The organism is Bacillus sp. FJAT-29790 (assembly GCF_019039215.1).
In the GTDB taxonomy this organism is placed as follows: Bacteria; Bacillota; Bacilli; order Bacillales; family Cytobacillaceae; genus Cytobacillus.
On record NZ_JAHNZZ010000001.1, the window covers coordinates 230,259 to 254,035 of the forward strand.

Sequence of the window (23,777 nt, forward strand, 5' to 3'; positions counted from 1 at the left end):
TAATTACGAAAGACCTTAGCTCGTATATGCTTTTGGAAAAGGGGGAATATCAATTGTCTATGAAAATAGGAACCGATGATTTTAAGAAACGGGTAGATGACGGGATTCAAAATGCCTTCATGAGAGGCGCCGTTTCTGGAGCACAGGAAAGGCTTCGGACTAGACGGATTGATGCAGCTGAAGAACTTGGCAACTGGGAAGAATGGCGATCACTCGGAGAGGAAATTCGTCAACATGTTTTGGAGAACCTTGACTTTTATTTATATCAACTAAGTGAAAATGTGGCAAAGAGAGGCGGCCATGTTTTCTTTGCTGAGACTGCCGAAGAAGCGAGCCAGTACATTCGTGAAGTCATTGAAAAGAAAAACGCTAAAAAAGTTGTAAAATCGAAATCAATGGTTACAGAAGAAATCCATTTGAATGCTTGTCTAGAGGATGCTGGCTGTGAAGTAATTGAGACGGACTTAGGAGAATATATTCTACAGGTTGATGACCACGATCCGCCTTCACATATTGTGGCGCCTGCATTGCACAAAAATAAAGAGCAAATAAGGGATGTTTTTACGGAAAAGCTAAACTATAAAAAGTCAGAAAAGCCTGAAGAATTAGCTTGGCATGCACGGGAGATGCTTCGCCAGGAATATTTATCAGCTGATGTAGGAATTACAGGCTGCAATTTTGCTGTGGCTGAAACCGGATCGATTTGTTTGGTGACAAATGAAGGAAATGCAGATCTTGTGACAGCTTTACCGAAAACGCAAATCACTGTCATGGGTATGGAGCGGCTAGTTCCAACATATGAAGAGATGGAAGTCCTTGTAAGCCTTTTAACTAGAAGCGCCGTTGGTCAAAAGCTAACAAGCTATATTACCGTACTGACAGGTGCAAGAGATGAAGAAGATGTTGATGGGCCAGAAGAGTTTCATCTAGTCATTGTTGATAATGGGCGCTCAAATATTCTCGGCGGGGAGTTCCATTCGATTCTTCAATGTATCCGCTGTGCTGCATGTGTAAATGTTTGTCCTGTTTACCGACATGTAGGCGGACATTCATACGGTTCTATTTACTCAGGTCCAATCGGAGCAGTCCTATCCCCACTATTGGGCGGATATGATGATTATAAAGAACTTCCGTATGCATCGACTTTATGTGGTGCCTGTACTGAGGCATGTCCAGTAAAGATCCCGCTTCATGAGCTGTTACATAAACATCGTCAAGTTATCGTCGAAAAAGAGGGCAGAGCGCCGATATCCGAAAAACTAGCGATGAAAGCTTTTGGTCTCGGAGCCGCGTCCCCATCTCTTTATAAACTGGGCACTAAAATTGCTCCTGCAGCGATGAATCCATTCACTGTCGGTGATAAGATTTCTAATGGACCTGGGCCATTAAAGGCTTGGACAGAAGTCCGTGAATTCCCGGCACCGAATAAAGAGAGATTCCGCGATTGGTTTAAAGATCGTTCTAAAGGAGGCGACAAATAATGAAAGGTACGATCCAAAATCGAGATTTGTTCCTGAGCAAAATTGCAGGACGTTTAGGAAGAGAAAAAGTGTCTGCAGGAGTTGAGAGACCAAACTGGAACTTTACTCCACAGGACGAAGTCTTAAAGGGGGCAAATTTAGATGAACTGCTCGAAGTGCTTAAGGCACAATGCAAGAATATACACACGGATATCTTTGTTACCGATAAATTGGGATTATCCAAAGCGGTAAAAAATATCGTTTCCGACTATGGCAGTGGACCAGTTGTGACTTGGAAAGATTCTCGCTTCGATGAGTATGGCCTATCTCCACTATTCCAACAATTATGGCCTGAAGAAAACGTCGAGTTTCATGAATGGGATTCGTCCAGAGGAGAGGAAAATGTCAAGTTTGCAGAACGTGCAAATGTCGGGATTACAGTTAGTGATATTACCCTTGCTGAATCAGGCACAGTCGTTCTTTTCAGCAGCAAAGATAAAGGAAGAACCGTAAGTTTCTTGCCTGCAAAGTCTGTGATCATTATTCCGAAAAGTTCGCTAGTTCCGAGAATGACACAAGCAGCTCGGTTAATTAGAGAAAAAGTTAAAAAAGGCGAACATATTGCTTCTTGTATTAACTTTATTACAGGTCCTAGCAATTCCGCTGACATTGAAATGAATCTCGTCGTTGGCGTTCATGGGCCGTTTAAAGCGGCATATATAGTGGTGGAAGATTTATAATATTACGAACTAAAGGCTGATTATATACGATAATCAGCCTTTAGTCTCTTTTGTTTTAGAGTATTTCTAAAGTACGATATTATGGGAAAATTCCCACTAGTTATCTGATGACCAATTGACTAGTGATTTATTTATGATTAAAGTAGATTAATATGAAAATTGTTTACCCTAAATCACAGATTTGCTGCGGGCAGCCTGCAAGGGTTAAAGTCTTACATAATACAGGAGATAACCAGCTGGTGAAAAGGTGTCCCAATGAATTTTGCTAGATATTAGAAACAATTCCATCGCAAAGGGGGAGATCAAATTGCCAATGAAAATTGGAACGGAAGATTTCAATAATCGGGTAGATGCCGGGATTAATAATGCCTTTATGAGAGGCGCAGTTTCCAGTGCGCAGGATAATTTAAGTACAAGGAAACTGATTGCAGCGGAAGAGCTTGGCAACTGGGAAGAATGGCGTTCCCATGGGGAAGAAATCCGTCAGCATGTACTAGAAAATCTAGATGCTTATTTATATCAATTAAGTGAAAATGTAACAAACAGAGGCGGGCATGTATTTTTTGCTAAAACAGCTGATGCCGCGAATCAATATATTCGTGAAGTCATTGAAAAGAAAAATGCCAAAAAGGTAGTCAAATCGAAATCAATGGTGACAGAAGAAATTAATTTGAATGCCTGTTTAGAGGATGCTGGCTGTGAGGTCATTGAAACGGATTTAGGAGAATACATTCTTCAGTTGGATGATCATGATCCACCCTCACATATCGTGGGTCCTGCAATGCATAAAAATAAAGAGCAAATTAGGGATGTTTTTGCAAAAAAGCTAAACTATAAAAAATCAGAGAAGCCTGAAGAGTTAGCTTGGCATGCCAGGGAAATGCTTCGGAAAGAATATTTAACGGCTGATGTAGGAATTACAGGCTGTAATTTTGCGGTTGCTGAAACAGGTTCAATCTGTTTAGTGACGAATGAAGGGAATGCTGATCTAGTGACAGCATTGCCAAAAACACAAATAACTGTCATGGGAATGGAAAGGCTCGTTCCAACCTATGAAGAGTTGGATGTCCTTGTAAGTCTCTTAACGAGAAGTGCTGTAGGTCAGAAACTAACAAGCTATGTTACTGTTTTAACCGGTGCAAGAGATGAAGGGGATGTTGATGGGCCAGAAGACTTCCATTTAGTCATTGTTGACAATGGACGATCAAGTATTTTGGGCGGGGAGTTCCAATCGATCCTCCAATGTATCAGATGTGCTGCGTGTGTAAATGTTTGTCCAGTTTACCGTCATGTAGGCGGACATTCCTACGGATCTATTTACTCAGGACCAATCGGGGCGGTTTTATCACCACTATTAGGTGGCTATGATGACTACAAAGAACTTCCATATGCATCAACACTATGTGGAGCCTGTACGGAAGCATGTCCTGTAAAAATCCCATTACACGAACTGCTTCATAAGCATCGCCGGGTGATCGTAGAAACGGAAGGCAGGGCACCGATTTCAGAAAAATTGGCGATGAAAGCTTTTGGACTTGGTGCGGCTTCCCCCTCACTTTACAAATTAGGATCGAAAATTGCGCCGTCTGCAATGAATCCATTTACAGTGGGAGATAAAATCTCGAAAGGGCCTGGCCCATTAAAGTCTTGGACAGAAATTCGGGAATTTCCTGCACCTAATAAAGAAAGATTTCGTGATTGGTTTAAAGATCGTTCGAAAGAAGGGAACAAATAATGAAGGGTACTATACAGAATAGAGAGGCCTTCCTTAGCGATATCGCGGGGCGCTTAGGGAGAGACAAGTTCGCCGTTGAAGTAGAAAGACCGAAATGGAAATATCAGCCTCAGGATGCAGTATTAAAGGATGCGGATTCGAATGAATTACTCGAGATTCTTAAAATCCAATGCACGAAAATACACACAGATTTCGTCGTTACTAACAAAATCGGATTAATTGAAACCGTAAAAAATATTGTATCCACCTATGGAGGAGGACCGGTTTTGGCGTGGAAGGATATCCGTTTTGAGGAATACGGGCTATCTCCGCTATTTACTCAAACATGGCCTGGAGAAAACGTAGAATTCCATGAGTGGGATCCGTCTAGGCAAGAAGAAAATATCAAACTTGCAGATGAAGCAAATGTGGGAATTACGATAAGTGATATCACGCTTGCTGAATCTGGGACAGCTGTTCTTTTTAGCGGCAAAGATAAAGGACGGACTGTAAGCTTTTTGCCAGCAAGCTCTGTAATAATCATCCCAAAAAGTACACTTGTACCAAGAATGACCCAGGCAGTAAGAATCATCAGAGAAAAGGTAAAAAGCGGTGAACACATTGCTTCGTGTATTAATTTTATAACTGGCCCTAGCAACTCGGCAGACATCGAATCGAATCTCGTCGTCGGTGTACACGGTCCGGTGAAAGCTGCTTATATAGTCGTGGAAGATTTATAATATAAAAACAGAGACTGATTTCTTCATTATCAGACTCTGTTTTTAGGAGAATTTCCTTGGTGGTTAAGAAGGAGATAGCTATCTATTGACCGATAAGTTAACTAATCAATAAAATATCATTGACTATATAGGAAAAGTGGATTTATAATAAATAAATTGATGTCTCAGTAGCTCAGCTGGATAGAGCGACAGCCTCCTAAGCTGTAGGTCGTGAGTTCGAATCTCGCCTGGGACGTATGAAAAAAGCGCAAACCACTAAAAATACGTGGTTTGCGCTTTTTTGCTTTTCAATTTTCTGCCGGAAACAACAAGCGAGGAAAAAACTAAAGGGAATTCCTCTGTTATAGTACATACTTAACGCTGTTATATAATTATGATTACGCTTTCAGTCATAGCAAATAAGGGGATTTTAAGATAAGTAAAATCTGTTTCAAATATTTCTTCGGTTGTTTAACATTTGTCACAGCGAAACTCAAAACATTCACCTAAAATAAAAAAAGGGGATATAGTTCCAACTTAAATTCAGTTGGTTCCTATTAGCGGTTGAATAAAATGAAACCGTAATGATTATAGGGAGTGAGAACATGTCAATCTTACCTAAGAAAAACGAATTAGGTTTTTTTGAAATACGATTGGAATCGATAGGGGGACTTGGTGCCAATCTGGCTGGAAAAATGCTCGCTGAAGCTGGGGTATTGGGTCTTGGCTTAAATGGATCCAACTTTTCTTCATACGGATCTGAAAAGAAAGGATCACCAGTGAAAAGCTTTGTTCGCTTTTGTGATCATGATGTTGAAATTCGGGCACATAGTCCGATTGAACAGCCGCATGTTGTTGGTGTTTTTCATGAAGCATTGTACAAAACAGTGGATGTCGTCAGCGGCCTAAATCCAGATGGAATTTTATTAGTGAACTCAATTCGAGATTTTGATGATATAAAAAAGGATTTGAAACTGGAATACGGAACATTGGCGATTGTTGATGCGCTGCAAATCGCTGTCGAGGAAAAAACGAAAGTAAATACAGCGATGCTTGGCGCGCTATTCCGTATTTGTGATTTCCTTGATCCTGAAAAGATGAAGGATGTCATCAGAAAAACCTTTGAAAATAAATATCCGCATTTAGTCGAACCGAATATCCGTACTTTTGAGCGGGGATATAATGAAGTTCAATTTAAAACGTATGAAACACCTGTTGATGCATTAGGGAAAGAATTTACTCGAATTTTGCCATTACTTGGGTATGAGACTCAGGAAATTGGCGGAGTTATCACGGCTCAGGCGAATAGCGTTTTGAAAGATTTGAGCGGGTCAAGGCAAGGATTTCTTCCTCAGTTCCAACAAGAGCAATGCATTAACTGTGCCGCGTGTGACACCGTATGTCCGGATTTCTGCTTTGTATGGGAAGAAGGCGAGGATAAAAGGGGACGTAAACAAATGTTCCTACAAGGAATCGATTATCAATATTGCAAGGGCTGCCTGAAATGTGTTGAGGCATGTCCGACAAGTGCGTTAAGTGATCTACGTGAAACGATCGGCTACGCCGATTCACACAGGGTAAAACATAACTATCCTTATGTGGCAGGAGGGATTTCATAATGGCGATTCTAGAAGAAGAATTAAAAATAGCAAAAGCAGCGGACCAACTGACAACATTTGAGAGCGGGAACGAAATGGCCGCAATGGCTGCCGCCCAAATCGACTATCATATCATGGGGTATTTTCCGATTACACCTTCAACGGAAGTCGCACAATATTTGGACCAAATGAAAGCACGCGGGGAACATAACATTAAATTAATCCCAGCAGATGGAGAGCATGGTTCAGCTGGTATTTGTTATGGGGCCGCAGCAACAGGTGCACGTGTTTTTAATGCTACGAGTGCAAACGGTCTTATGTATATGCTGGAACAGCTTCCTGTTCAATCCGGAACACGCTTTCCGATGGTAATGAACTTAGTAACCCGTGCGATTAGCGGACCATTAGATATTCGTGGTGATCATTCAGATTTATATTTTGCGCTTAATACAGGCTGGGTCATTCTGACAGCAAGAACACCACAAGCTGTTTACGATATGAATATCATGGCTTTGAAAATTGCTGAGCATGCGAAGGTTCGCTTACCTGTAATGGTAGCCTACGACGGATTCTTTACTTCCCATCAAAAACGGAAAGTGAATTATTTTAAAGATAGAAAGATCGTTCAGCAATTTGTGGGTGAATGCCCAACAGACTATAACTTCGCCCGTGATCCGAAAAGGCCAGTGACCATTGGTGCCCATATGAACGGCGAAGATTTAATGAATACCCATTATCAGCAGTCTGAGGCCATGTATGCGGCTGGTGATATTTTTAAAGAAGTCGCAGCTGAATATGCAAAAGGCAAAAGTCTCAGGCCGTGAATATCCAGTTCTCGATCTATATGAAATGGAGGATGCAGAAGTAGCTGTATTTTTATTGAATTCAGCTGCAGAAACGGCAAAGGATGTCGTCGATAACCTCCGAAAAAAAGGGGTCAAAGCAGGTGTTATCAGTCCAAACATCATTCGTCCTTTTCCGGCAAAGGAAATTCGGGAAGCGTTGAAAAATGTTAAATCATTGCTAATTGGGGAACGTGCTGATTCTTATGGCGGAAATGGGCCGAACCTAACCCATGAAGTGAAATCTGCTCTGCAGGAGGACCATGAAAACAAAACGATCGTCCAAAGCCGCGTGTTTGGCCTTGGAGGAAAAGATTTTTATGCTGATGATGCGGAGACTTTCTTTAGTGACGCGATAGATGCAATGGAAAAGGGCTATGCCGAGAAACCTTTTGATTATTTTGGGCATGTCCCAGGGAATAATGGGCAGACCCTTGCACCAGTTATTGTACCTCAGCATGGAGAAATCTATAATTCAGGCTTAATTCATGTTGAAAAAGACGAAGAAACAAACAAGTTAAAAGTGAAAATTCCCCCATTACGGGCACTTACCACAAAACCAAAACGGATTGCTTCGGGCCATGGAGCTTGCCCTGGATGTGGTATATTCACAGGTCTTGAGTTATTCTTTAAAGGCATTGAAGGCGATATCGTTGTGTTGTTCCAAACAGGTTGCGCATATGTAACAACGACAGCTTATCCATATTCTTCACATAAACAAACGATGATTCATAATCTGTTCCAGAATGGAGCCGCAACACTATCAGGTACTTTGGAAGCCTTTTTAGAATTAAAGGAACGTGGAGAAATCAATGTTTCTGATGATGCAACATTTGTAATGGTTACAGGTGACGGCGGTATGGACATCGGGATGGGCTCTGCGATCGGCACAGCCTTAAGAAACCATAAACTGATTATGCTCGAATATGATAATGAAGGTTATATGAATACAGGATCGCAAATGTCCTACTCGACACCAAAGGGACATATGACAAGTACGAGCAATGTCGGACGGGCGCAAAAAGGAAAAGGCTTCCACCATAAGGATACAGCGCAAATCATGGCTGCAACGAACATCCCTTACGTATTTACTGGAGCTGAAGCGTTCCCGCAAGATTTAATAAAGAAAGCGGCCAAGGCCCAGTGGTATGCACAAAATGTTGGCACTGTATACGGGAAAATTCTGATTACATGTCCGCTAAACTGGAAGTCTGATGACCGTTACGGAGAGAAAATTATCGAGGCTGCTGTCAACACCTGCTTCTTCCCGCTTTATGAGGTTGAAGAAGGAACAACAACGATTACTTATCATCCGGAAGAAAAGAAAAAGAGAGTTCCTCTCTCTGAATGGTTGAAATATATGGGGAAAACCAAACATTTATTAAAAGAAGAAAATCGAGAATTGTTTGCTGAAATGGAAGAAGAAATAGAAATGAGATGGCAGCGTTTGAATGCCAAACATGAAAATCCATATCTGTAACAAGGAAAAGCAAAGTACACTTGTGTACTTTGCTTTTTTAATATTGGCATTGTTAAATAATGCAATTTTGATAGAGGATTCGTATCCGAATCGTAAACTTTGCAAAATAGAACCTGAAAATTTGCGAATAGATTGCAGAAACTTGCAAAGATATTTTTTTAAAAATGCCGTTTTCTAAAAGATTGTTGCTTTTATCACCAATGAAAACGGTGAGTGGATTGGAGCGGAAGGCACTTGACTCCTGCGGGAGACAGAGGAAAAGTCGAGACCCCGCAGACGGAACGTCGAGGAGGCTCGACTTCCTCCCCGCGGAAAGCAACGGGCATTGTTTATTCCCGATAACAACAAACTCTACGAAACAGCCTTAAGAAAAGAATAGCAGGCAAAAGCGCTAAATAGTAATCTGATTAAATAAAAGAATTTCGAAATGGAAACTATCCCTTTTAATGTATATTTGTTTCAACTATAATTAAATAAAAAAATAGTAAAAATGTTAGATGTGATTATTTACTTTTGGTTCTATCGAATTATAACGAGTTAACATATCGGGGGAGGATATAGAATGAAAGGGGTAAAAAAGTCACGAGTGAAGAAGAAGGTAAAGAAACCAAACGAACTGTCAATAGAGAAAAGGCCTAAAAAGCGAGTAAGCTCGTTAGCCAATTTAAATCTTTGGAAAAAGTTGAAACTCGGCCAGAAATATGGTGTCGCATTATTCGTAACCATTGGTCTATTTACGATTTCAACAATTATTACTTTTGTGCTTTTAGACATTGCCAATACAAAAATGGAAATCGTGGAAGAGACTGGTGACCGAGCAATCAAGATTACTGAAGCAACTGCTGTTTTTCATCAAAAAGGGAGTATAATCGGGAACTATATTATTGATCCAACGCCAAAACATTTAAGCACTTTTGATAATCTTACTGAGCAACTCAATGCACTGAAGAGCAAGATAACACCTGCTTTAACTTCATCAGAAATGAAACAATTATTTTACGAAATTGACGATAATGATAAGCAAATTACTGCTTTGTTTCACGAAGTAATCGCGCCAGAAGTAAAGCGTCAAAATATTAGTGGATATCGGATTGGTAAGATGAATGCAGATACTCGTATTACTCGAACCGTAATACAATTAGAAACATTAGGTGATCAGCTGAAAAATGAACAAAAAAGTGCCGTATTTGGTGCTAAATCGGGATTAATTTCAACATTAATTGTTCTAGGCGTCTCCATCGTTATCTCGGCAGCCTTAGGCATCGTCAGCATCCTATTCATTGGAAAAATTATTTCCAAACAACTCGGTCAAGTTGTTCATCTTTCAAATGAAATAGCTGCTGGAAATCTACACGTTCAAACAATCGAAATTGATGGACAAGATGAAATAGCTGAATTAAGCAAAGCAACGAATACTATGAAAGAAAATTTGCAAATAATGATACAGGAAATTTCAGCTGTTTCTCGAAATGTAACCGAACAGAGCGGTGAATTAACGATTGCTGCGAATGAAGTAAAGGCAGCTAGCCAGCAAGGAGCTTCGACAATGCAGGAGCTTGCAAGCGGAGCTGAAGAACAGGCCAACTCTGCCACAGGACTTGCCAGAATGATGGACGAATATTTGGTAAAAGTCGAACGAGCTACGAAAAGTGGTTCAATCATTCAGACTGCCTCAAATGAAGTATTATCAATGACAAAAATAGGCGACACACTTATGCGAGAATCCCAAGAACAGATGGCCATCATTAATGAGATAATGAAAACATCGGTTGAGCGCGTGAACGGTCTCGATGAGCAGACAAAACAAATCACTACGCTTGTTAAAGTCATTCATGAAATTGCTGGTCAAACGAATTTGCTTGCATTAAATGCAACGATTGAAGCAGCGAGGGCTGGGGAGCATGGAAGAGGGTTCGCAGTGGTCGCTGACGAGGTTCGTAAACTTGCTGAGCAAGTATCCTTTTCAGTTGCAGATATTACGACCATTGTAAAGGGTATTCAAACGGAGTCAAATCATGTTGTATCTTCCTTGCAGACAGGATATTCCCAAGTTGAAAAAGGGACAGGACAGATTCAGTTGACAGGTGAGACATTTAAAAAGATTTATGAGGCTGTTAATCTTATGTCCATAAATGTGAATGACATATCTACGAACCTAGCGGATGTTGCTGACAGCTCGGCTGTTATGAATCAATCGATTGAAAATATTGCAGCCGTTTCAGAGCAATCGGCTGCCGGCATTGAACAGACAAGCGCAGCCATTACTCAAACGAACCATTCAATGGAGGAAATTTCTGATAATGTTCAGTCTTTATCAAGTCTGGCTGACCAAATGAATACGATGATTTCCAGATTCAAACTTTAACTTTATTCAGCAGAAGTCTCCCGCTTCTAAAAGTGTAGAGATGAATGCAAAAAGGTATCCAATTCAGTGGGGGTTCAATCCTTGGCTGAATAAAGTTAAGCCTCCGGCAGATGCCTCAGATTTTATAAAGGAATTTATCGAGCAAGCTAAGGTAAAAAACTGGGCGCAAATACGCCAAGGCGAATTTGATATAAAGGGGTGGGGGCAGTGGCCAAGCGGAAATACTCGATATGTGAAACGCCCTTAGGTGACATCTACATGGTGGTTAACGATGATATACTTGCGGCTGTCTATATAGGTAAAGATGATTTTTTGAAAATGGAAAAAGTTGATGAATTAATTCCAGATAAAGAAGATCACCTATTAAAAGAAGGCGTGAAGCAGATTATCGAATATTTTAATGGGACGAGACGACAATTTAATCTTCCAATTGAACCTCGAGGGACGAGTTTTCAAGAAGCAGTCTGGAAAGAACTATGCGATATTCCATTCGGCGAAACGAGAAGCTACCAGGATATTGCCAGCCAAATTGGCAATCCGAAAGCTGTAAGGGCGATAGGGCAGGCAAATAAAGCAAATAATCTCCCGCTTGTCATTCCATGTCATAGGGTTATCGGGAAGAACCAAAGCCTTACCGGATATGCTGGAACTCGTACGGATATAAAAGAAAAACTGCTTAATTTGGAAGGGGCAGTTTATAAGCCTTCTGTTGGGAAGGGTAGCCTTTAAATTTTTTAAAGGAATTATCGAGCAAGCTAAGGTAATAATCTGGGTGCAAATACGCCAAGATGAATTTGATATAGAGGGTCAGTAGTTAATGCTTGAAATAGCGAATAATTGAGAAAAGAGCAGGACAAGCCTACCGAAACCTTAATTCGGGCAATAATTCCTTCACTTAACTCTAAAAGCCTCTTTATTTGCGAAAGAGGCTTTTAGCAGTTGTAGAGAAAAAAGAATTCTTAATTATAAAACTCTGGCCTTCGATCAGAAAAGATGGGGATCATTTGACGAACATCCTTCACCATATCCAGGTCTATTTCTTCTTGTAAGATTTCCTCCGCTTCTGATGCTTCAGCAATTACTTCTCCCCAAGGATCAATGATCATCGAATGGCCGGCAAAATGATTGTTTGAATCCGAACCTGCACGGTTGCATGCAATGATATAGCACTGATTTTCGATCGCTCGTGCGATTAAAAGGGAACGCCAGTGGAAAAGGCGGGTAAGCGGCCATTCAGCCACAACAAATACCGCTTCTGCACCCTCGGTCGTATGCGCTCGAACCCACTCAGGGAAACGAATATCATAGCAAATTAAGCCAGCGAATAATCGGTTTTCCAGTGAAAATAAACCCTTTTTCTCCCCTGCGGTTAAGTATAAATGTTCATCCATTAGCTTAAATAAATGGAGCTTGCTGTAAAGGTGAACAGTTTCACCACTTTTGTTAACAATGGGCATTGTATTTAAGAAACCGTTTTCCGTTTTATTAGCAACGGATCCGCCAACAATATGAACATTATTTAGACTAGCTTGTTCTTGAAGAAAATCCAGACTGTTTAAAGCATTTTCATCAGCGATCTCATCCAATCTTGTTAAATCATATCCTGTTGTCCATAATTCAGGCAGGACCAAAATATCGGGATTACTCTGAGAAGCTTCAATGATTCGTTTTTTTACTGTATCAAAGTTCTGCTGTGGATCACCAAATGCAATATCCATTTGCAGACATGCTATTTTCAATTTCACCTTTATCCCTCCGTCTATGTGTATCATTATCCTATATGATAGAATGATAGAGGATAAAATTCAATATTCGAAAAAAATATCTTTACAATTTTCCAAAAACGTACTATCATCTTTGACTAGTTTTTGATTATTTTATTTTTTGGCCTTGTTAATGGATAATGTTGATAAATGCATATTAGCGGGGCAATTTTGCCTGGAGAGAGCCTTTTTTGCGAATGCAAAACCCGCCTCTCGGAAGGTAAATCGAACCCGCGACTAGATCACAATATTGTTTAACAGCGCCTATATTTGAAAAGCAGGTGGAAATAGATGAAGAATTATCCGCAGTCAGATTTATTAAAACGTTTACCGAAGCAGTTTTTTGCTTCGCTTGTAGCTAAAGTCGGGGAGCATCTTGAACAAGGACATGACATCATTAATCTTGGGCAAGGGAACCCTGATCAGCCTACACCAGAACATATCGTCAAAAGTCTTCAGCTTGCTGCTGAAAATCCAATCAATCATAAATATTCTCCTTTTCAAGGTTATCGATATTTAAAAGAAGCTGCTGCTGAATTTTACAAAAGAGAATATGGAGTAGAAGTCGACCCTGATAAAGAAGTGGCAATTTTGTTTGGCGGAAAGGCAGGATTAGTTGAACTTCCGCAATGTCTATTGAATCCGGGTGAGACTGTTCTTGTTCCTGACCCGGGATATCCAGATTATTGGTCGGGAGTTGAACTGGCGAAGGCGAAAATGGTGACGATGCCTCTAAGGGAAGAAAATAACTTTTTGCCGGAATTTGATGAGCTGAACGCGGAAGACCTCGACGCTGCAAAGCTGATGTTTTTAAATTACCCGAACAATCCAACAGGAGCTGTTGCTACAAAGGACTTTTTCAGTAAAACGGTTGAATTGGGGAGAAAGCATGATATTTGTATTGTCCATGATTTTGCCTATGGAGCGATTGGCTTTGATGACAAGAAACCCGTGAGCTTTTTACAGACTGAAGGGGCAAAAGAGGTTGGTATTGAAATCTATACGCTCTCAAAAACATATAATATGGCAGGCTGGCGCGTAGGATTTGCAGTAGGTAATCCAAGTGTAATCGCGGCGTTGAATCTTTTCCAAGACCATGTGTACGTCAGTTTATTCGGTGCTGTCCAGGAGGCAGCAGCAGCGGCGCTCACCGAGTCTCAGCAGTGTGTAAGGGAACTTAATGCTATGTATGAAAGCCGCAGAAATGTTCTCATATCTGGTCTTCAGGAAATCGGCTGGGATGTCAAATCGCCAGAAGGCTCTTTTTTCGCTTGGTTAAAGGTGCCAGTAGACTTTACTTCTATGGAATTTGCTGATTATTTGCTCGAAAAGGCTCATATCGTTGTGGCACCTGGAATTGGATTTGGTGAATGGGGAGAAGGTTTTGTTAGAGTTGGACTTTTGACATCAGAGGAAAGGTTAAAAGAAGCCATTCAGCGAATTGAACAGTTAAATTTATTTTGAATTAAATAATTTACAAATAGGGGAAATCCCAGTAATAATCCTTAATAATTTGAAAAATAAATAGCTAATCTTAAAATTCCCTTTGCCATTTAATTGGTGAAGGGATTTTTTAGATCATAAGATTAGAATGGCTATTAGATTCTCGATTTTTGGAAAAATATAATTATTGTGATTCCTACTATAAATATAACATGAAATTTGGTAAAAAAACCAAATTAAGCACAATGAAAATGTTGAAGAAAACGATCAAAGTATGTCGAAATACCTATGTGAAAAACCTTGAAAACTGTCGATAAATTTAATTTTAGAAAAAAATTGTCTAATTTTGCGAATCTATTTACATTTATAGAAATTCTTGTAATAATGCTTCAAGTGATCATTAATTTAATAGGAAAAAAACTATAGAATAAAGGATAGGATGGAGGAAGTACGGGTGTGTCAAAAGGGCAAAAAAATGTTGACTCAAATTCAAGAAATGAGAGAAAAAATGATAGATTCAGCTGAAAAAAATGGATTTACGAGCGAGGATACAATCCGTTGCAGCCAAGAACTCGATCAATTAATTTTCGAGTATCAATGTATTTTACGACAAGATCAGGAGCGAAAGGAAGAAGTAAAGTTTTCCTTCAAGCAAATGATTATGGGTTGGCCAAAGCAAGTTATAGAAGCATAAAATCTGAAGGTCAAAAAAACAAATGGTTGCTATGCCATATTAACATGATGGTTATTATAACCAACAAATTGTTGAGACCGTTTCGGATTTTATTAGAGATGGTACATCACTTATATAGGGTGATGTATTTCTATGTTTTATAAGATTCTATATTATCCATTTTTTACTGCAACAAAAAAGTATATGATTCACAATAACTAATAAAAAAAGGATTCTTTGAAAATGTTATTATTCCCTTGTTGATTTATATCGGAATTATATAAAATTTTATTCAGAGAGGAGAGGTGCTTATTATGAAAGTTTTAATTGCAATCGATTCTTTTAAAGGGAGCGTTTCATCTATAGATGGCAGTAAGGCTATTTCGTTAGGTATAAAAGATGTTTATCCCGAAGCGGAGATTTTGACACTTCCTTTAGCGGACGGTGGGGAAGGTACGGTTGAGACGTTGGTACAGGCAACAGACGGACAATTGATTGAAAAAGAAGTAACAGGACCGTTAAATGAAAAATTAAAGGCGGTATACGGCATTTTAGGAGATGGAAAAACAGCAATTATTGAAGTCGCTGCGGCATGTGGATTACCGCTTGTTCATCCTGACAAACGAAATCCAACCGTAACCACAACATATGGTGTGGGAGAACTTATTTGTGACGCAATTGCTAAAGGATGTCGCGAATTTGTAATTGGACTTGGCGGCAGTGCCACAAATGATGCAGGTGTCGGAATGCTTCAAGCTTTAGGCTATAGCTTCTTAGATCAACACAATGAGGAGGTAGGCTTCGGAGGAGGAAACTTGCAAAATATACATAGAATTGTAGCTGCCGATGTACTTCCCGAATTACAGGATTGTACTTTCAAAGTGGCTTGTGATGTAAATAATCCGCTTTATGGTCCAACCGGAGCCGCTTATGTTTTTGGTCCTCAAAAAGGAGCAACAGCGGAAATGATCAAAGAACTTGATAAAGGGCTTGAAAACTTTGCGCGGATCGTACTTCATGAGTTATGTATTGATATTCATAACATTGTTGGCGCAGGAGCTGCTGGCGGCCTTGGAGCAGCGTTTGCCGGATTTTTACAGGGACATCTTCAGTCAGGAATTCAATTAGTTTTAGATTTAATTGGAATGGAAGAAAAAATAAAAGATGCGGATTTCGTAATTACTGGCGAAGGAAAATTGGATGGACAAACATCAATGGGGAAAGCGCCACTTGGAGTAGCACAACTAGCACAAAAGTACCAAGTACCCGTTATTGCATTGGCTGGTGGGATTACTAAAGAGGCAGCTATATTAAATCAACTTGGTATCACTTCTTATTTTTCCATTGTGAATGCACCAATGACATTAGAAGAAGCACTGGAACCGAGAGTAACATGTAATCATTTACGCTCAACAACAAATCAGATATTCCGATTAATTCAAGCAGTTCGAACAGGTGTAAAAATATAATCGATAACCAACGTTAAAGGGTGATTACTAATGAAGTACTTTGCAGTTTTTTTATCGATGTTAAATCAAGAGAAGAGTAAAGAGTACCGTGAACAACATCTTCACTATTTAGATCAGAAACGCCGGGAAGGAAAAATATTTGCCAATGGACGATTTGTTGACGGTACTGGGGGATTAGTCATTTATCAAGCTGACTCATTCGCAGAAGTAGAACAGATCGCAAAACAAGATCCCTATATTGTCCACGGAGCGAGGAATTTCGAAATTCATGAATGGGAAATGGTCAGCAACGCCGTTTTATCCAGCATGAATGGGCGGACCGACTAGAGAACGGCCGTGCTTTTTATATCAAATTATCATTGTGAAAGAAAGGGTATAACTGAAATTAAAGCATGGCAAATCTTAATGTCATATAGTAATGAGCATATATTGTATAAAAAAGGATGGATAAAGCTGATAAATTTCTGCTTTTGACTATCCTTTTTATTATGCTTATATAATGTGTGAGAATATTAAATTTTTGATAGACAGGAAAAGAATACAAGCATGTGAGATTTGTCATAGTTATATCTGAACTTTCCTAATAAAATAAATAATAAATTAACCTCTACATCTAATGTAAATCTCATCTTTGTTTTTTCTTCTTTTTTGCATATAAGGTTTCCACAGAACGCACAAATTCTAAACAGACTCTAGCATTTGCTTAAAGATCTATTAAATCCTCATACACCAAGAATATATTTTACTATCATCACCTAAATACATACGAGTAATTAAATTTCAAAGTAAAACCGCATAAAAGATGGAATGAATGTGGACAGGCATTCTGCCTACGATTGTGTCATTATTATCAATTTGTTAGTACTATGCGTGTGTTGCGAAACATATATCGTAATACATAGCTTTTTAAATATACATTAAAGGAAGCGCCTTCAAAAGGCGGAGTTAATAGGTAAGAACCGTTTTTTTTCATGGCGCACCAAGCTTTTCCAATTAAGAGGAGGGAATTTCATTCATGCACATTGTCGTCTGTGTCAAGCAAGTCCCAGATACAAAAATTATTAAAATTAATCCAAAAACAAACACACTCGACCGCCGAAGTGCTCCGGCAATCTTAAATCCTTATGATGCCCATGCTGTTCAGGAGGCTGTCAAGATTAAAAAGATGGTAGGAGGCGGTACAATTTCTGTCTTATCAATGGGTCCGCCCCAGGCGACGGCTGTCATCAAAAAAAGTATTGAGATTGGGGCTGATAAAGGATTTCTTATTTCAGACAGGGCATTTGCGGGTGCGGACACATTAGCAACTAGCTATGCTTTATCAAAGGCACTAGAAAGAATTTCGAAAGATCAGCCTGTCGATCTCGTTATTTGCGGCCTGCATGCGATTGATGGAGACACTGGACAAGTCGGTCCTGGAATTGCACGTAGAATGGATATTCCTCCTGTTACAAATGTGATAGAGGTGACAGAGTTTAATGAAAAAGAAAAAACAGTCCTTTTAAAGAGGAAAATATCAAATGGCTATGAAATGATCCAAGCTGAGTACCCTTGTCTCTTGACAGTTGGAAAGGAGATCAACGAAATTGATTATTCTGCAATGCCGAATATGATCAAAGCAGCAAGATATGAGCCGATTATTTGGTCTGTTAGCGATCTTGAAAATGTAGACAAAGTACAATTGGGGCTAAAAGGATCACCAACGATTGTCGGAAAAATGTTTACACCTCCAAAGCCAGAAGGCGGAAAGAAGCTGGAAGGTAATTCGGACGAACAAGTGAAGGAACTAATCGAACTGTTAAGTGATAAAAAGGAATTATTTTTTTACTAACCGTTAATCTATTAAATCGTACTAAGGAGGGGTCTGCATGTTAGAAGAATACCGGGGGGTTTGGGTATTCATTGAGCAAAATGAAGGGGAAATCGAAGGCGTATCTAAAGAGCTTCTAGGGGCTGGAAGAGTATTGGCCGATAAGCTAAGCGTACCGCTTGCAGGTGTATTATTGGGCTATAATGTTAAATCTTTATGCTCAGAAATCATCTCATTCGGGGCTGATGAAGTATACGTCATCGACCACCCTGTTATGAAGGATTATCGGACGGAATCATACATGAGAGGCATTATGCTGCTTGCAGAAAAATATAAACCAGAAATTTTTCTTTATGGTGCCACACCAAATGGAAAAGACCTTGCTAGTGCGGTTGCTACCGATCTTAGTACAGGTTTAACCGCGGATACAACGATGCTCGATGTCGATTTAGAAAGTCGATTGCTTGAAGCAAGTCGGCCAGCATTTGGCGGTAATATCATGGCCACTATATTATGTAAAAAACATCGTCCGCAAATGGCTACAGTCAGACCTAAAGTAATGAAAGCCCTTGAGAGGGATTCCGCGAGAACAGGGAAAATAATTGCAGAAGAAATATCGTTAAAAGAAGAAGATATGCGTACAAAAGTGCTTAAAATTGTGAAAGATGTCACAAAAACAGCCAGTTTATCTGAGGCACATGTAGTTGTCGCAGGCGGCAAAGGGCTGGGGGATTTGCAAGGGTTCCAGCTTATCCATGAATTGGCGGAAACGATTGGGGCTAGTGTCGGGGGAACTCGGGATGTTGTTGAGGCAGGGTGGTTGCCGCATGAACTTCAAATTGGGCAGACAGGGGAAACGATTACACCAAAGGTTTATTTTGCAATTGGGATCTCAGGTGCGATCCAGCATATTGTCGGAATGAAAAATTCCGAGTTGATTATTGCAATTAACAAAGATCCGAACGCGCCGATATTTGATGTTGCCACATATGGAATTGTCGGTGATGCTATGGAAATCGTCCCTAAATTAATCGAACAATTTAAGGAGCTGCGTAAAGAAAAGGGCGGTGAAGTTAGTTATGTCTGAGAAATTTGATGTTATTGTTGTCGGTGCAGGACCGGCTGGAACATCGTGTGCTTATAATTGTGCAAAAAATGGGTTGAAAGTTTTACAGATTGAAAGAGGAGAATATCCAGGTTCCAAAAATGTTATGGGTGGCGTAATATACCGTAAGCAAATGGAAGAAATCATCCCTGAATTTTGGAAGGAAGCGCCGTTAGAAAGACCTGTTATTGAGCAGCGCTTTTGGATGATGGACAAAGAATCGGCCGTTACATTCGGATATAAAGGGCTTGAATGGGGAGTCGAGCCTTACAATAACTTCACTGTCCTTCGTGCCCCATTTGACCAATGGTTTGCCAAAAAAGGGGTAGAGCAAGGTGTATTGCTAATAAATGAAACTGTCGTGCTGGAATGTATAGTGGAAAACGGAAAAGTGGTCGGCGTCAGGACAGACCGCCCAGACGGAGATGTGTTTGCAGATGTCGTCGTATTGGCTGATGGGGTCAATTCCCTTCTGGGGAAACAGCTTGGCTTCCATAAAGAATTCCGTCCAGATGAAGTTGCATTAACAGTAATGGAAGTTATCAATCTGCCAAAAGAAAAAATTAATGACCGATTTAATCTGGAGGATAATCAGGGCTGTACAATTGAAATTTTTGGAGACTCTACAAAAGGAAACCTCGGAACAGCCTTTATTTACACAAATAAAGAAAGTATTAACATCGGGGTTGGTACAACGCTTTCAAGTATGATTAAAGCTAAGCTAAAGCCTTATGATCTACTAGATTATTTAAAGACGCATTCAATGGTAAAGCCGCTGATTGCTGGCGGAGAATCAGCAGAATATTTAGCTCACCTCATTCCGGAAGGAGGTTATCATTCTGTTCCAAAGGTGGCAGGCAATGGTGTGCTACTCGTTGGAGATGCGGCCCAGCTTGTTAACGCCATCCATAGAGAGGGATCCAATATGGCGATGTCATCGGGGAAAATGGCGGCTGAAACGATTGTCGAGGCGAAGAAAAGGAATGACTTTAGTGAATCCAGTTTAAATAAATATCGGGAAGCATTAAACAACAGCTTTATTATGAAGGATCTGGAAAAATATAAGGATGCGACCCACACATTTGAAAACTATCCGCAATATTTCAAAGAGTATGTGCCGATGATGAACCGTGCGGCAAGCAAGTTTTTCACGGTAGATGGTACATCGAAAAGAGAGAAGCAGAAACAAATAATGCGTAGCATAACAGGAGAAAAAGGAACAATTAAAGTGCTTCAAGACATGTATCGTGCATGGAAGGCGGTGAAATAATGTCAACTAAAACGATTGAAGAAAAGCAGTATTTACTTCGTTTTAAGGCAGATACGAAATCGCATTTAACAGTAATGAACCACGATATTTGCATGACACAATGTCCCGATAAAATCTGTACAATTTTCTGTCCAGCAGAAGTATACAAATGGGAAGGCTTAAGGATGCAGGTCGGATATGAAGGCTGTCATGAGTGTGGAAGCTGTCGCATTGGCTGTCCTTATCAGAATATCAAGTGGGAATATCCAAAAGGCGGACATGGGATTGTTTTTAGACTTGCTTAGTGCAAGCGATAGAGGATTAAGATAATTAAATTAATAATAGTAATAGCTCCCTCTCAAGAGTTGGAGCTATTTTTCTGTTTGAATCATTATTTGTTGGTCGACATACGTAAAACTTGTCCTTTATGATGGGAGGAACAACTAGTGAGGTGAAACGACTTTTACATACCGGGTCTGGAGCACACGCTCATGAATGCTTTAGATATTGAAATCGCTAGTTTGGAGAAAATAAAGGCTATGAATTTAAATTATTAAACATTCATAGAATATTATTTAATCGCTTTTGGTGGGTTTTTAAAGTGAAGAACAAGCAAAAGGATTGTACTATATGTATGTTTTTTCACATGAAGGATCAAAAAAGGGAAAAGCTAAAATGAGGGGATCAGAAGAGGTTAACCAATTCTCTCTAGTAAATTTGTTGAAAATAACTGATCATTTCGTCCGTATCTTTCTAATTCATTGGCGTGTTCATATGCCTTATGGATGCAATCAAATATCGAGGATGAATAGCAGGGGGGATTCCATGCAAAGCAGCCATTGGAATCTGATGAATAAACGGTAACTTTCCAGCAGTAATATTCTGTCTCTAAATCTTTTAGCTGTCCTTCTAAGGCGATAAGCCAATGTGAATGCTTTAATTGGCTGCTCGCAAAGGTTTCTTTCAAACAATTTAAATCATTTGTTCCCATAGGGATCGGCGCCTTTTGATAAAAATCTTCATACATATACATAAATCTTCCCTCCTAACTTGTAATAGGTTTTGATTGCAGAAAAATAAATAACATGGTTTCTCGTAAAATTGTATTCTATCTTTATTATATGGCAATTATCGAAAAAAATTTCACTCGAATTGTTAAAACTTTGCGAATATTATTTTATGTAAAGCTTATGATATGCGTCACTACGTAAGAAGTTACATTCCATTATAATCTTGTCATAATAATTAGAGAGGAGAATCGTTATGGAAGGCTGTATGAGTTCGATGATGGGAAATGATCCAATTCAACTTTGTGAAGGGTTAAAACAGCTTAAGGAGGAGCATCCGCCACTTCTTGATATGCTTAAGGGATTATTGGAGCTTTCGACGGACATAGAACAAGAACAAAGTCCTGCCGTTTTTGCTGAATTAATAACGAAAGTAAAATCATTCATAAATGTGCTTGATCCTCATTCTCAGCGGGAAGAGGGCGTTCTTTTTCGGATGATGGAGCAGTATCTTGGGAAAGGCACCGGGCCAATTGCGGTTATGGAATACGAACATGATCAGGCAAAAAGCTTTATAGGCTCCTTTTTAGAAAATGCGAAGCAAGCAGAACAAATGAAGGAAGCAGAGATGATCGTGAATGCTGGCCTTATAAAAAATGCTTATTATACCCTTGTTGAGCATTTTGCAAAAGAAGAAAAGATCCTTTTCCCAATGGCAGAAAACATGCTATCAGATGAGGAAAAATTAGACCTGCTTAAAAGAATAAACGGAATATAAAAAGGAGGGACCAGTCCCCTCCTTTTTCCTTTTTACGTATAAAATTTAGATTCCAGGCCTGTTGATAACTTTTATTTAAGCCAGCTTCGTCTAAGCCTTAACCTTGATTCCATTCGTTAACCTTCTGATCGGATGGAAGCAGCAGTGCTGAAAAACCAAGCAAAGGTAAGCAACCGGCAAGAATCATTGTATTAGAAAGTCCGATCAAATCAGCTGAATAGCCAAGCACAATGGAACCGATTGCGCCCATTCCAAAAGCAAAGCCAACTGTCAAGCCAGCCATCGTGCCAATTTTACCTGGTACAAGCTCTTGGGCATATACAACTGTTACTGAGAAACTTGACATAAGAATAAAGCCTGTAAGTATTAAGAGACAAAATGCAACGACAGGCGATGCGAATGGAATGGCAATGGAAAGTGGTGCAGAGAGAATCATCGAAAGAATGATGACTTTTTTCTTTCCAAACCGGTCTGCAAGCGGTCCGCCAAAAAAGGTCCCAAGCGCCCCAGCGACTAAAAAGGCAAATAAAAAGATTTGAGATTGCCTAATTGTGAATGAATAGTTATCAATAGCGTAAAAAGCATAATAATTTGTCATTCCCGAAACATACCAAGAGCGGGCAAAGATTGAAAACAAAATCAGAAAAAGCGCAAACCAGACAGCTTTTGAAATTCGTTTCTGATTAGCTGCGGAACTTTTTTCCTTACGGTTACCCGGTTTTTGGTCTAAACGAAGGGTTCTTGTATACCAAAAGGCAATATAAACAAGTAATCCGACGGCAAGAGCAGCAACCCCAGTAAACCAAGCTGCGCCAATTTGGCCAAGGGGAACTAAGATTAAATACATAATGAGCGGGGCCATTGCCTGACCAGTGTTGCCTCCTACTTGGTAAATGGATTGAGCAAGCCCGCGGCGGTGGCCAGCTGCCATATAGGCTACCCTAGACCCTTCCGGATGGAAAATGGCTGAACCAAGCCCAATGAATAGGACAGAAATAACAACTAATTCAAACCTAGGGGCAAGTGCAAGGCCAAGAACACCAAACGCCGTAAATGTTAATCCGATGGGTAATGCAAACGGCATCGGTTTTTTATCCGTCATCATACCAATTATCGGCTGTAGGATGGAGGAGACAATATTTAAAGAGAATGCGATAATTCCAAGCTGCGTAAACGTAAGCCCCATAGACTTTTCCAGAATCGGAAACATCGCAGGAATAATGGCCTGAATCGAATCATTCAATAGATGGCAGAGGCCGATAATAAATAAAATTCTATATGCAGTATCACGATTTTGTGATAGTGCTTGGGCCGCCGCTGCTGTGCTGCTCATAATAAGGACTCCTTTAAACGAAATATAATATAGACCAGACGAGAAGTTTAATGTGACACGCTAAAACATAAGATTGGAAAGATTAAAAAAATTCTTTTTTATCAATATGAATATACCATATTATAGGAGTTAACGAAAAGTATATGCTTTATTTTAAACCAAGGACTGGTTTGGATGGTATACTTTATAAAGATAGGCTGTTTTCGTAAAGTTTGTTGCTTTTATAATT

The 23,777-nt window shown here is 39.8% G+C and carries 19 protein-coding genes, 1 tRNA gene and 2 pseudogenes; 19 read left to right on the plus strand and 3 right to left on the minus strand.

Translation table 11 applies throughout. The features are described 5' to 3' along the window. Nucleotides 1-53 precede the first annotated feature (53 nt). The 10 genes and pseudogenes from BGM26_RS01115 to BGM26_RS01155 all read left to right on the plus strand — a co-directional run bounded on the left by BGM26_RS01115 (nt 54) and on the right by BGM26_RS01155 (nt 11,647). The gene (locus BGM26_RS01115; protein WP_217037891.1) at nt 54-1,481 is read left to right on the plus strand and encodes a LutB/LldF family L-lactate oxidation iron-sulfur protein; all 1,428 of its coding nucleotides are present in this window, start codon (nt 54-56) and stop codon (nt 1,479-1,481) included. After that, nucleotides 1,481-2,200: a LutC/YkgG family protein gene (locus BGM26_RS01120; RefSeq protein WP_254118892.1), complete on the plus strand. Its 720-nt coding sequence runs from the start codon at nt 1,481-1,483 to the stop codon at nt 2,198-2,200. The genes BGM26_RS01115 and BGM26_RS01120 overlap by 1 nt, the downstream gene beginning before the upstream one ends. 307 nt (nt 2,201-2,507) lie before the next feature. Continuing rightward, nucleotides 2,508-3,935 (plus strand): LutB/LldF family L-lactate oxidation iron-sulfur protein, encoded by a 1,428-nt coding sequence (locus BGM26_RS01125; protein WP_217037892.1) that lies wholly within the window; start codon nt 2,508-2,510, stop codon nt 3,933-3,935. After that, nucleotides 3,935-4,654 (plus strand): LutC/YkgG family protein, encoded by a 720-nt coding sequence (locus tag BGM26_RS01130; RefSeq protein WP_254118894.1) that lies wholly within the window; start codon nt 3,935-3,937, stop codon nt 4,652-4,654. Before BGM26_RS01125 ends, BGM26_RS01130 begins: the two co-directional genes overlap by 1 nt. A 161-nt stretch (nt 4,655-4,815) precedes the next feature. Then, nucleotides 4,816-4,889, plus strand: a tRNA-Arg gene (locus tag BGM26_RS01135). Between the two features lie 349 nt (nt 4,890-5,238). Continuing rightward, entirely contained in the window at nt 5,239-6,252 is a 1,014-nt protein-coding gene (locus BGM26_RS01140) for a 2-oxoacid:acceptor oxidoreductase family protein (RefSeq protein WP_217037893.1), read from the plus strand. After that, nucleotides 6,252-8,553: pseudogene (locus BGM26_RS01145) on the plus strand (thiamine pyrophosphate-dependent enzyme). Before BGM26_RS01140 ends, BGM26_RS01145 begins: the two are co-directional and overlap by 1 nt. A 1,099-nt stretch (nt 8,554-9,652) precedes the next feature. Continuing rightward, nucleotides 9,653-9,976 (plus strand): annotated as a pseudogene (locus BGM26_RS21870) (HAMP domain-containing protein); the annotation flags it as partial. Between the two features lie 123 nt (nt 9,977-10,099). Then, nucleotides 10,100-10,918 (plus strand): methyl-accepting chemotaxis protein, encoded by an 819-nt coding sequence (locus BGM26_RS21875; RefSeq protein ID WP_483297787.1) that lies wholly within the window; start codon nt 10,100-10,102, stop codon nt 10,916-10,918. Between the two features lie 207 nt (nt 10,919-11,125). Further along, the gene (locus BGM26_RS01155) at nt 11,126-11,647 is read left to right on the plus strand and encodes a methylated-DNA--[protein]-cysteine S-methyltransferase (RefSeq protein WP_217037895.1); all 522 of its coding nucleotides are present in this window, start codon (nt 11,126-11,128) and stop codon (nt 11,645-11,647) included. A 230-nt stretch (nt 11,648-11,877) separates the two neighbouring features. Here the strand turns inward: BGM26_RS01155 and BGM26_RS01160 are convergent, their stop codons facing one another. Next, nucleotides 11,878-12,663: a carbon-nitrogen family hydrolase gene (locus BGM26_RS01160; protein WP_217037896.1), complete on the minus strand. Its 786-nt coding sequence runs from the start codon at nt 12,661-12,663 to the stop codon at nt 11,878-11,880. Between the two features lie 309 nt (nt 12,664-12,972). Between BGM26_RS01160 and BGM26_RS01165 the strand changes: the two genes are divergently transcribed. The 8 genes from BGM26_RS01165 (at nt 12,973) to BGM26_RS01200 (ending at nt 20,735) form a co-directional block, all read left to right on the plus strand. Beyond that, the gene (locus BGM26_RS01165; protein WP_217037897.1) at nt 12,973-14,145 is read left to right on the plus strand and encodes a pyridoxal phosphate-dependent aminotransferase; all 1,173 of its coding nucleotides are present in this window, start codon (nt 12,973-12,975) and stop codon (nt 14,143-14,145) included. A 433-nt stretch (nt 14,146-14,578) separates the two neighbouring features. Next, a complete protein-coding gene (locus tag BGM26_RS01170) occupies nt 14,579-14,818 on the plus strand; it encodes a Spo0E family sporulation regulatory protein-aspartic acid phosphatase (protein ID WP_367949254.1) in 240 nt (79 codons plus the stop codon). 293 nt (nt 14,819-15,111) lie between these two features. Then, complete coding sequence (locus tag BGM26_RS01175; RefSeq protein WP_217037898.1) at nt 15,112-16,266, plus strand: glycerate kinase; 1,155 nt, start codon at nt 15,112-15,114, stop codon at nt 16,264-16,266. A 30-nt stretch (nt 16,267-16,296) separates the two neighbouring features. Further along, nucleotides 16,297-16,593: a YciI family protein gene (locus tag BGM26_RS01180; RefSeq protein ID WP_217037899.1), complete on the plus strand. Its 297-nt coding sequence runs from the start codon at nt 16,297-16,299 to the stop codon at nt 16,591-16,593. Nucleotides 16,594-17,281: 688 nt separating this feature from the next. After that, nucleotides 17,282-18,097, plus strand: a complete 816-nt coding sequence (locus BGM26_RS01185) for an electron transfer flavoprotein subunit beta/FixA family protein (protein WP_217037900.1) — start codon at nt 17,282-17,284, stop codon at nt 18,095-18,097. Nucleotides 18,098-18,134: 37 nt separating this feature from the next. Next, nucleotides 18,135-19,163, plus strand: coding sequence for an electron transfer flavoprotein subunit alpha/FixB family protein (locus BGM26_RS01190; protein WP_217037901.1), 1,029 nt, complete (start codon nt 18,135-18,137; stop codon nt 19,161-19,163). Beyond that, nucleotides 19,156-20,451 carry an FAD-dependent oxidoreductase gene (locus tag BGM26_RS01195; RefSeq protein WP_217037902.1) on the plus strand — a complete coding sequence of 432 codons (1,296 nt, stop codon included), beginning with the start codon at nt 19,156-19,158 and terminating at the stop codon, nt 20,449-20,451. Before BGM26_RS01190 ends, BGM26_RS01195 begins: the two co-directional genes overlap by 8 nt. Beyond that, nucleotides 20,451-20,735 (plus strand): ferredoxin family protein, encoded by a 285-nt coding sequence (locus BGM26_RS01200; RefSeq protein ID WP_254118898.1) that lies wholly within the window; start codon nt 20,451-20,453, stop codon nt 20,733-20,735. The genes BGM26_RS01195 and BGM26_RS01200 overlap by 1 nt, the downstream gene beginning before the upstream one ends. 389 nt (nt 20,736-21,124) lie before the next feature. On the opposite strand, the gene BGM26_RS01205 is transcribed toward BGM26_RS01200, so the two are convergent. Continuing rightward, nucleotides 21,125-21,463 (minus strand): hypothetical protein, encoded by a 339-nt coding sequence (locus BGM26_RS01205; protein ID WP_217037904.1) that lies wholly within the window; start codon nt 21,461-21,463, stop codon nt 21,125-21,127. 230 nt (nt 21,464-21,693) lie between these two features. Between BGM26_RS01205 and BGM26_RS01210 the strand changes: the two genes are divergently transcribed. After that, nucleotides 21,694-22,215, plus strand: coding sequence for a hemerythrin domain-containing protein (locus BGM26_RS01210; RefSeq protein ID WP_254118901.1), 522 nt, complete (start codon nt 21,694-21,696; stop codon nt 22,213-22,215). 97 nt (nt 22,216-22,312) lie between these two features. On the opposite strand, the gene BGM26_RS01215 is transcribed toward BGM26_RS01210, so the two are convergent. After that, on the minus strand, nt 22,313-23,548 hold the full coding sequence (locus tag BGM26_RS01215; protein ID WP_217037905.1) for an MFS transporter: 1,236 nt from the start codon (nt 23,546-23,548) through the stop codon (nt 22,313-22,315). Nucleotides 23,549-23,777 lie beyond the last annotated feature (229 nt).

Coding starts and splice junctions, on each gene's coding strand:
- BGM26_RS01120 (WP_254118892.1), top strand. CDS start 1,481: ATGAAAGGTACGATCCAAAATCGAGATTTGTTCCTGAGCAAAATTGCA.
- BGM26_RS01130 (WP_254118894.1), top strand. CDS start 3,935: ATGAAGGGTACTATACAGAATAGAGAGGCCTTCCTTAGCGATATCGCG.
- BGM26_RS01140 (WP_217037893.1), top strand. CDS start 5,239: ATGTCAATCTTACCTAAGAAAAACGAATTAGGTTTTTTTGAAATACGA.
- BGM26_RS21875 (WP_483297787.1), top strand. CDS start 10,100: ATGCAGGAGCTTGCAAGCGGAGCTGAAGAACAGGCCAACTCTGCCACA.
- BGM26_RS01165 (WP_217037897.1), top strand. CDS start 12,973: ATGAAGAATTATCCGCAGTCAGATTTATTAAAACGTTTACCGAAGCAG.
- BGM26_RS01175 (WP_217037898.1), top strand. CDS start 15,112: ATGAAAGTTTTAATTGCAATCGATTCTTTTAAAGGGAGCGTTTCATCT.
- BGM26_RS01180 (WP_217037899.1), top strand. CDS start 16,297: ATGAAGTACTTTGCAGTTTTTTTATCGATGTTAAATCAAGAGAAGAGT.
- BGM26_RS01185 (WP_217037900.1), top strand. CDS start 17,282: ATGCACATTGTCGTCTGTGTCAAGCAAGTCCCAGATACAAAAATTATT.
- BGM26_RS01190 (WP_217037901.1), top strand. CDS start 18,135: ATGTTAGAAGAATACCGGGGGGTTTGGGTATTCATTGAGCAAAATGAA.
- BGM26_RS01195 (WP_217037902.1), top strand. CDS start 19,156: ATGTCTGAGAAATTTGATGTTATTGTTGTCGGTGCAGGACCGGCTGGA.
- BGM26_RS01200 (WP_254118898.1), top strand. CDS start 20,451: ATGTCAACTAAAACGATTGAAGAAAAGCAGTATTTACTTCGTTTTAAG.
- BGM26_RS01205 (WP_217037904.1), bottom strand. CDS start 21,463: ATGTATATGTATGAAGATTTTTATCAAAAGGCGCCGATCCCTATGGGA.
- BGM26_RS01210 (WP_254118901.1), top strand. CDS start 21,694: ATGGAAGGCTGTATGAGTTCGATGATGGGAAATGATCCAATTCAACTT.
- BGM26_RS01215 (WP_217037905.1), bottom strand. CDS start 23,548: ATGAGCAGCACAGCAGCGGCGGCCCAAGCACTATCACAAAATCGTGAT.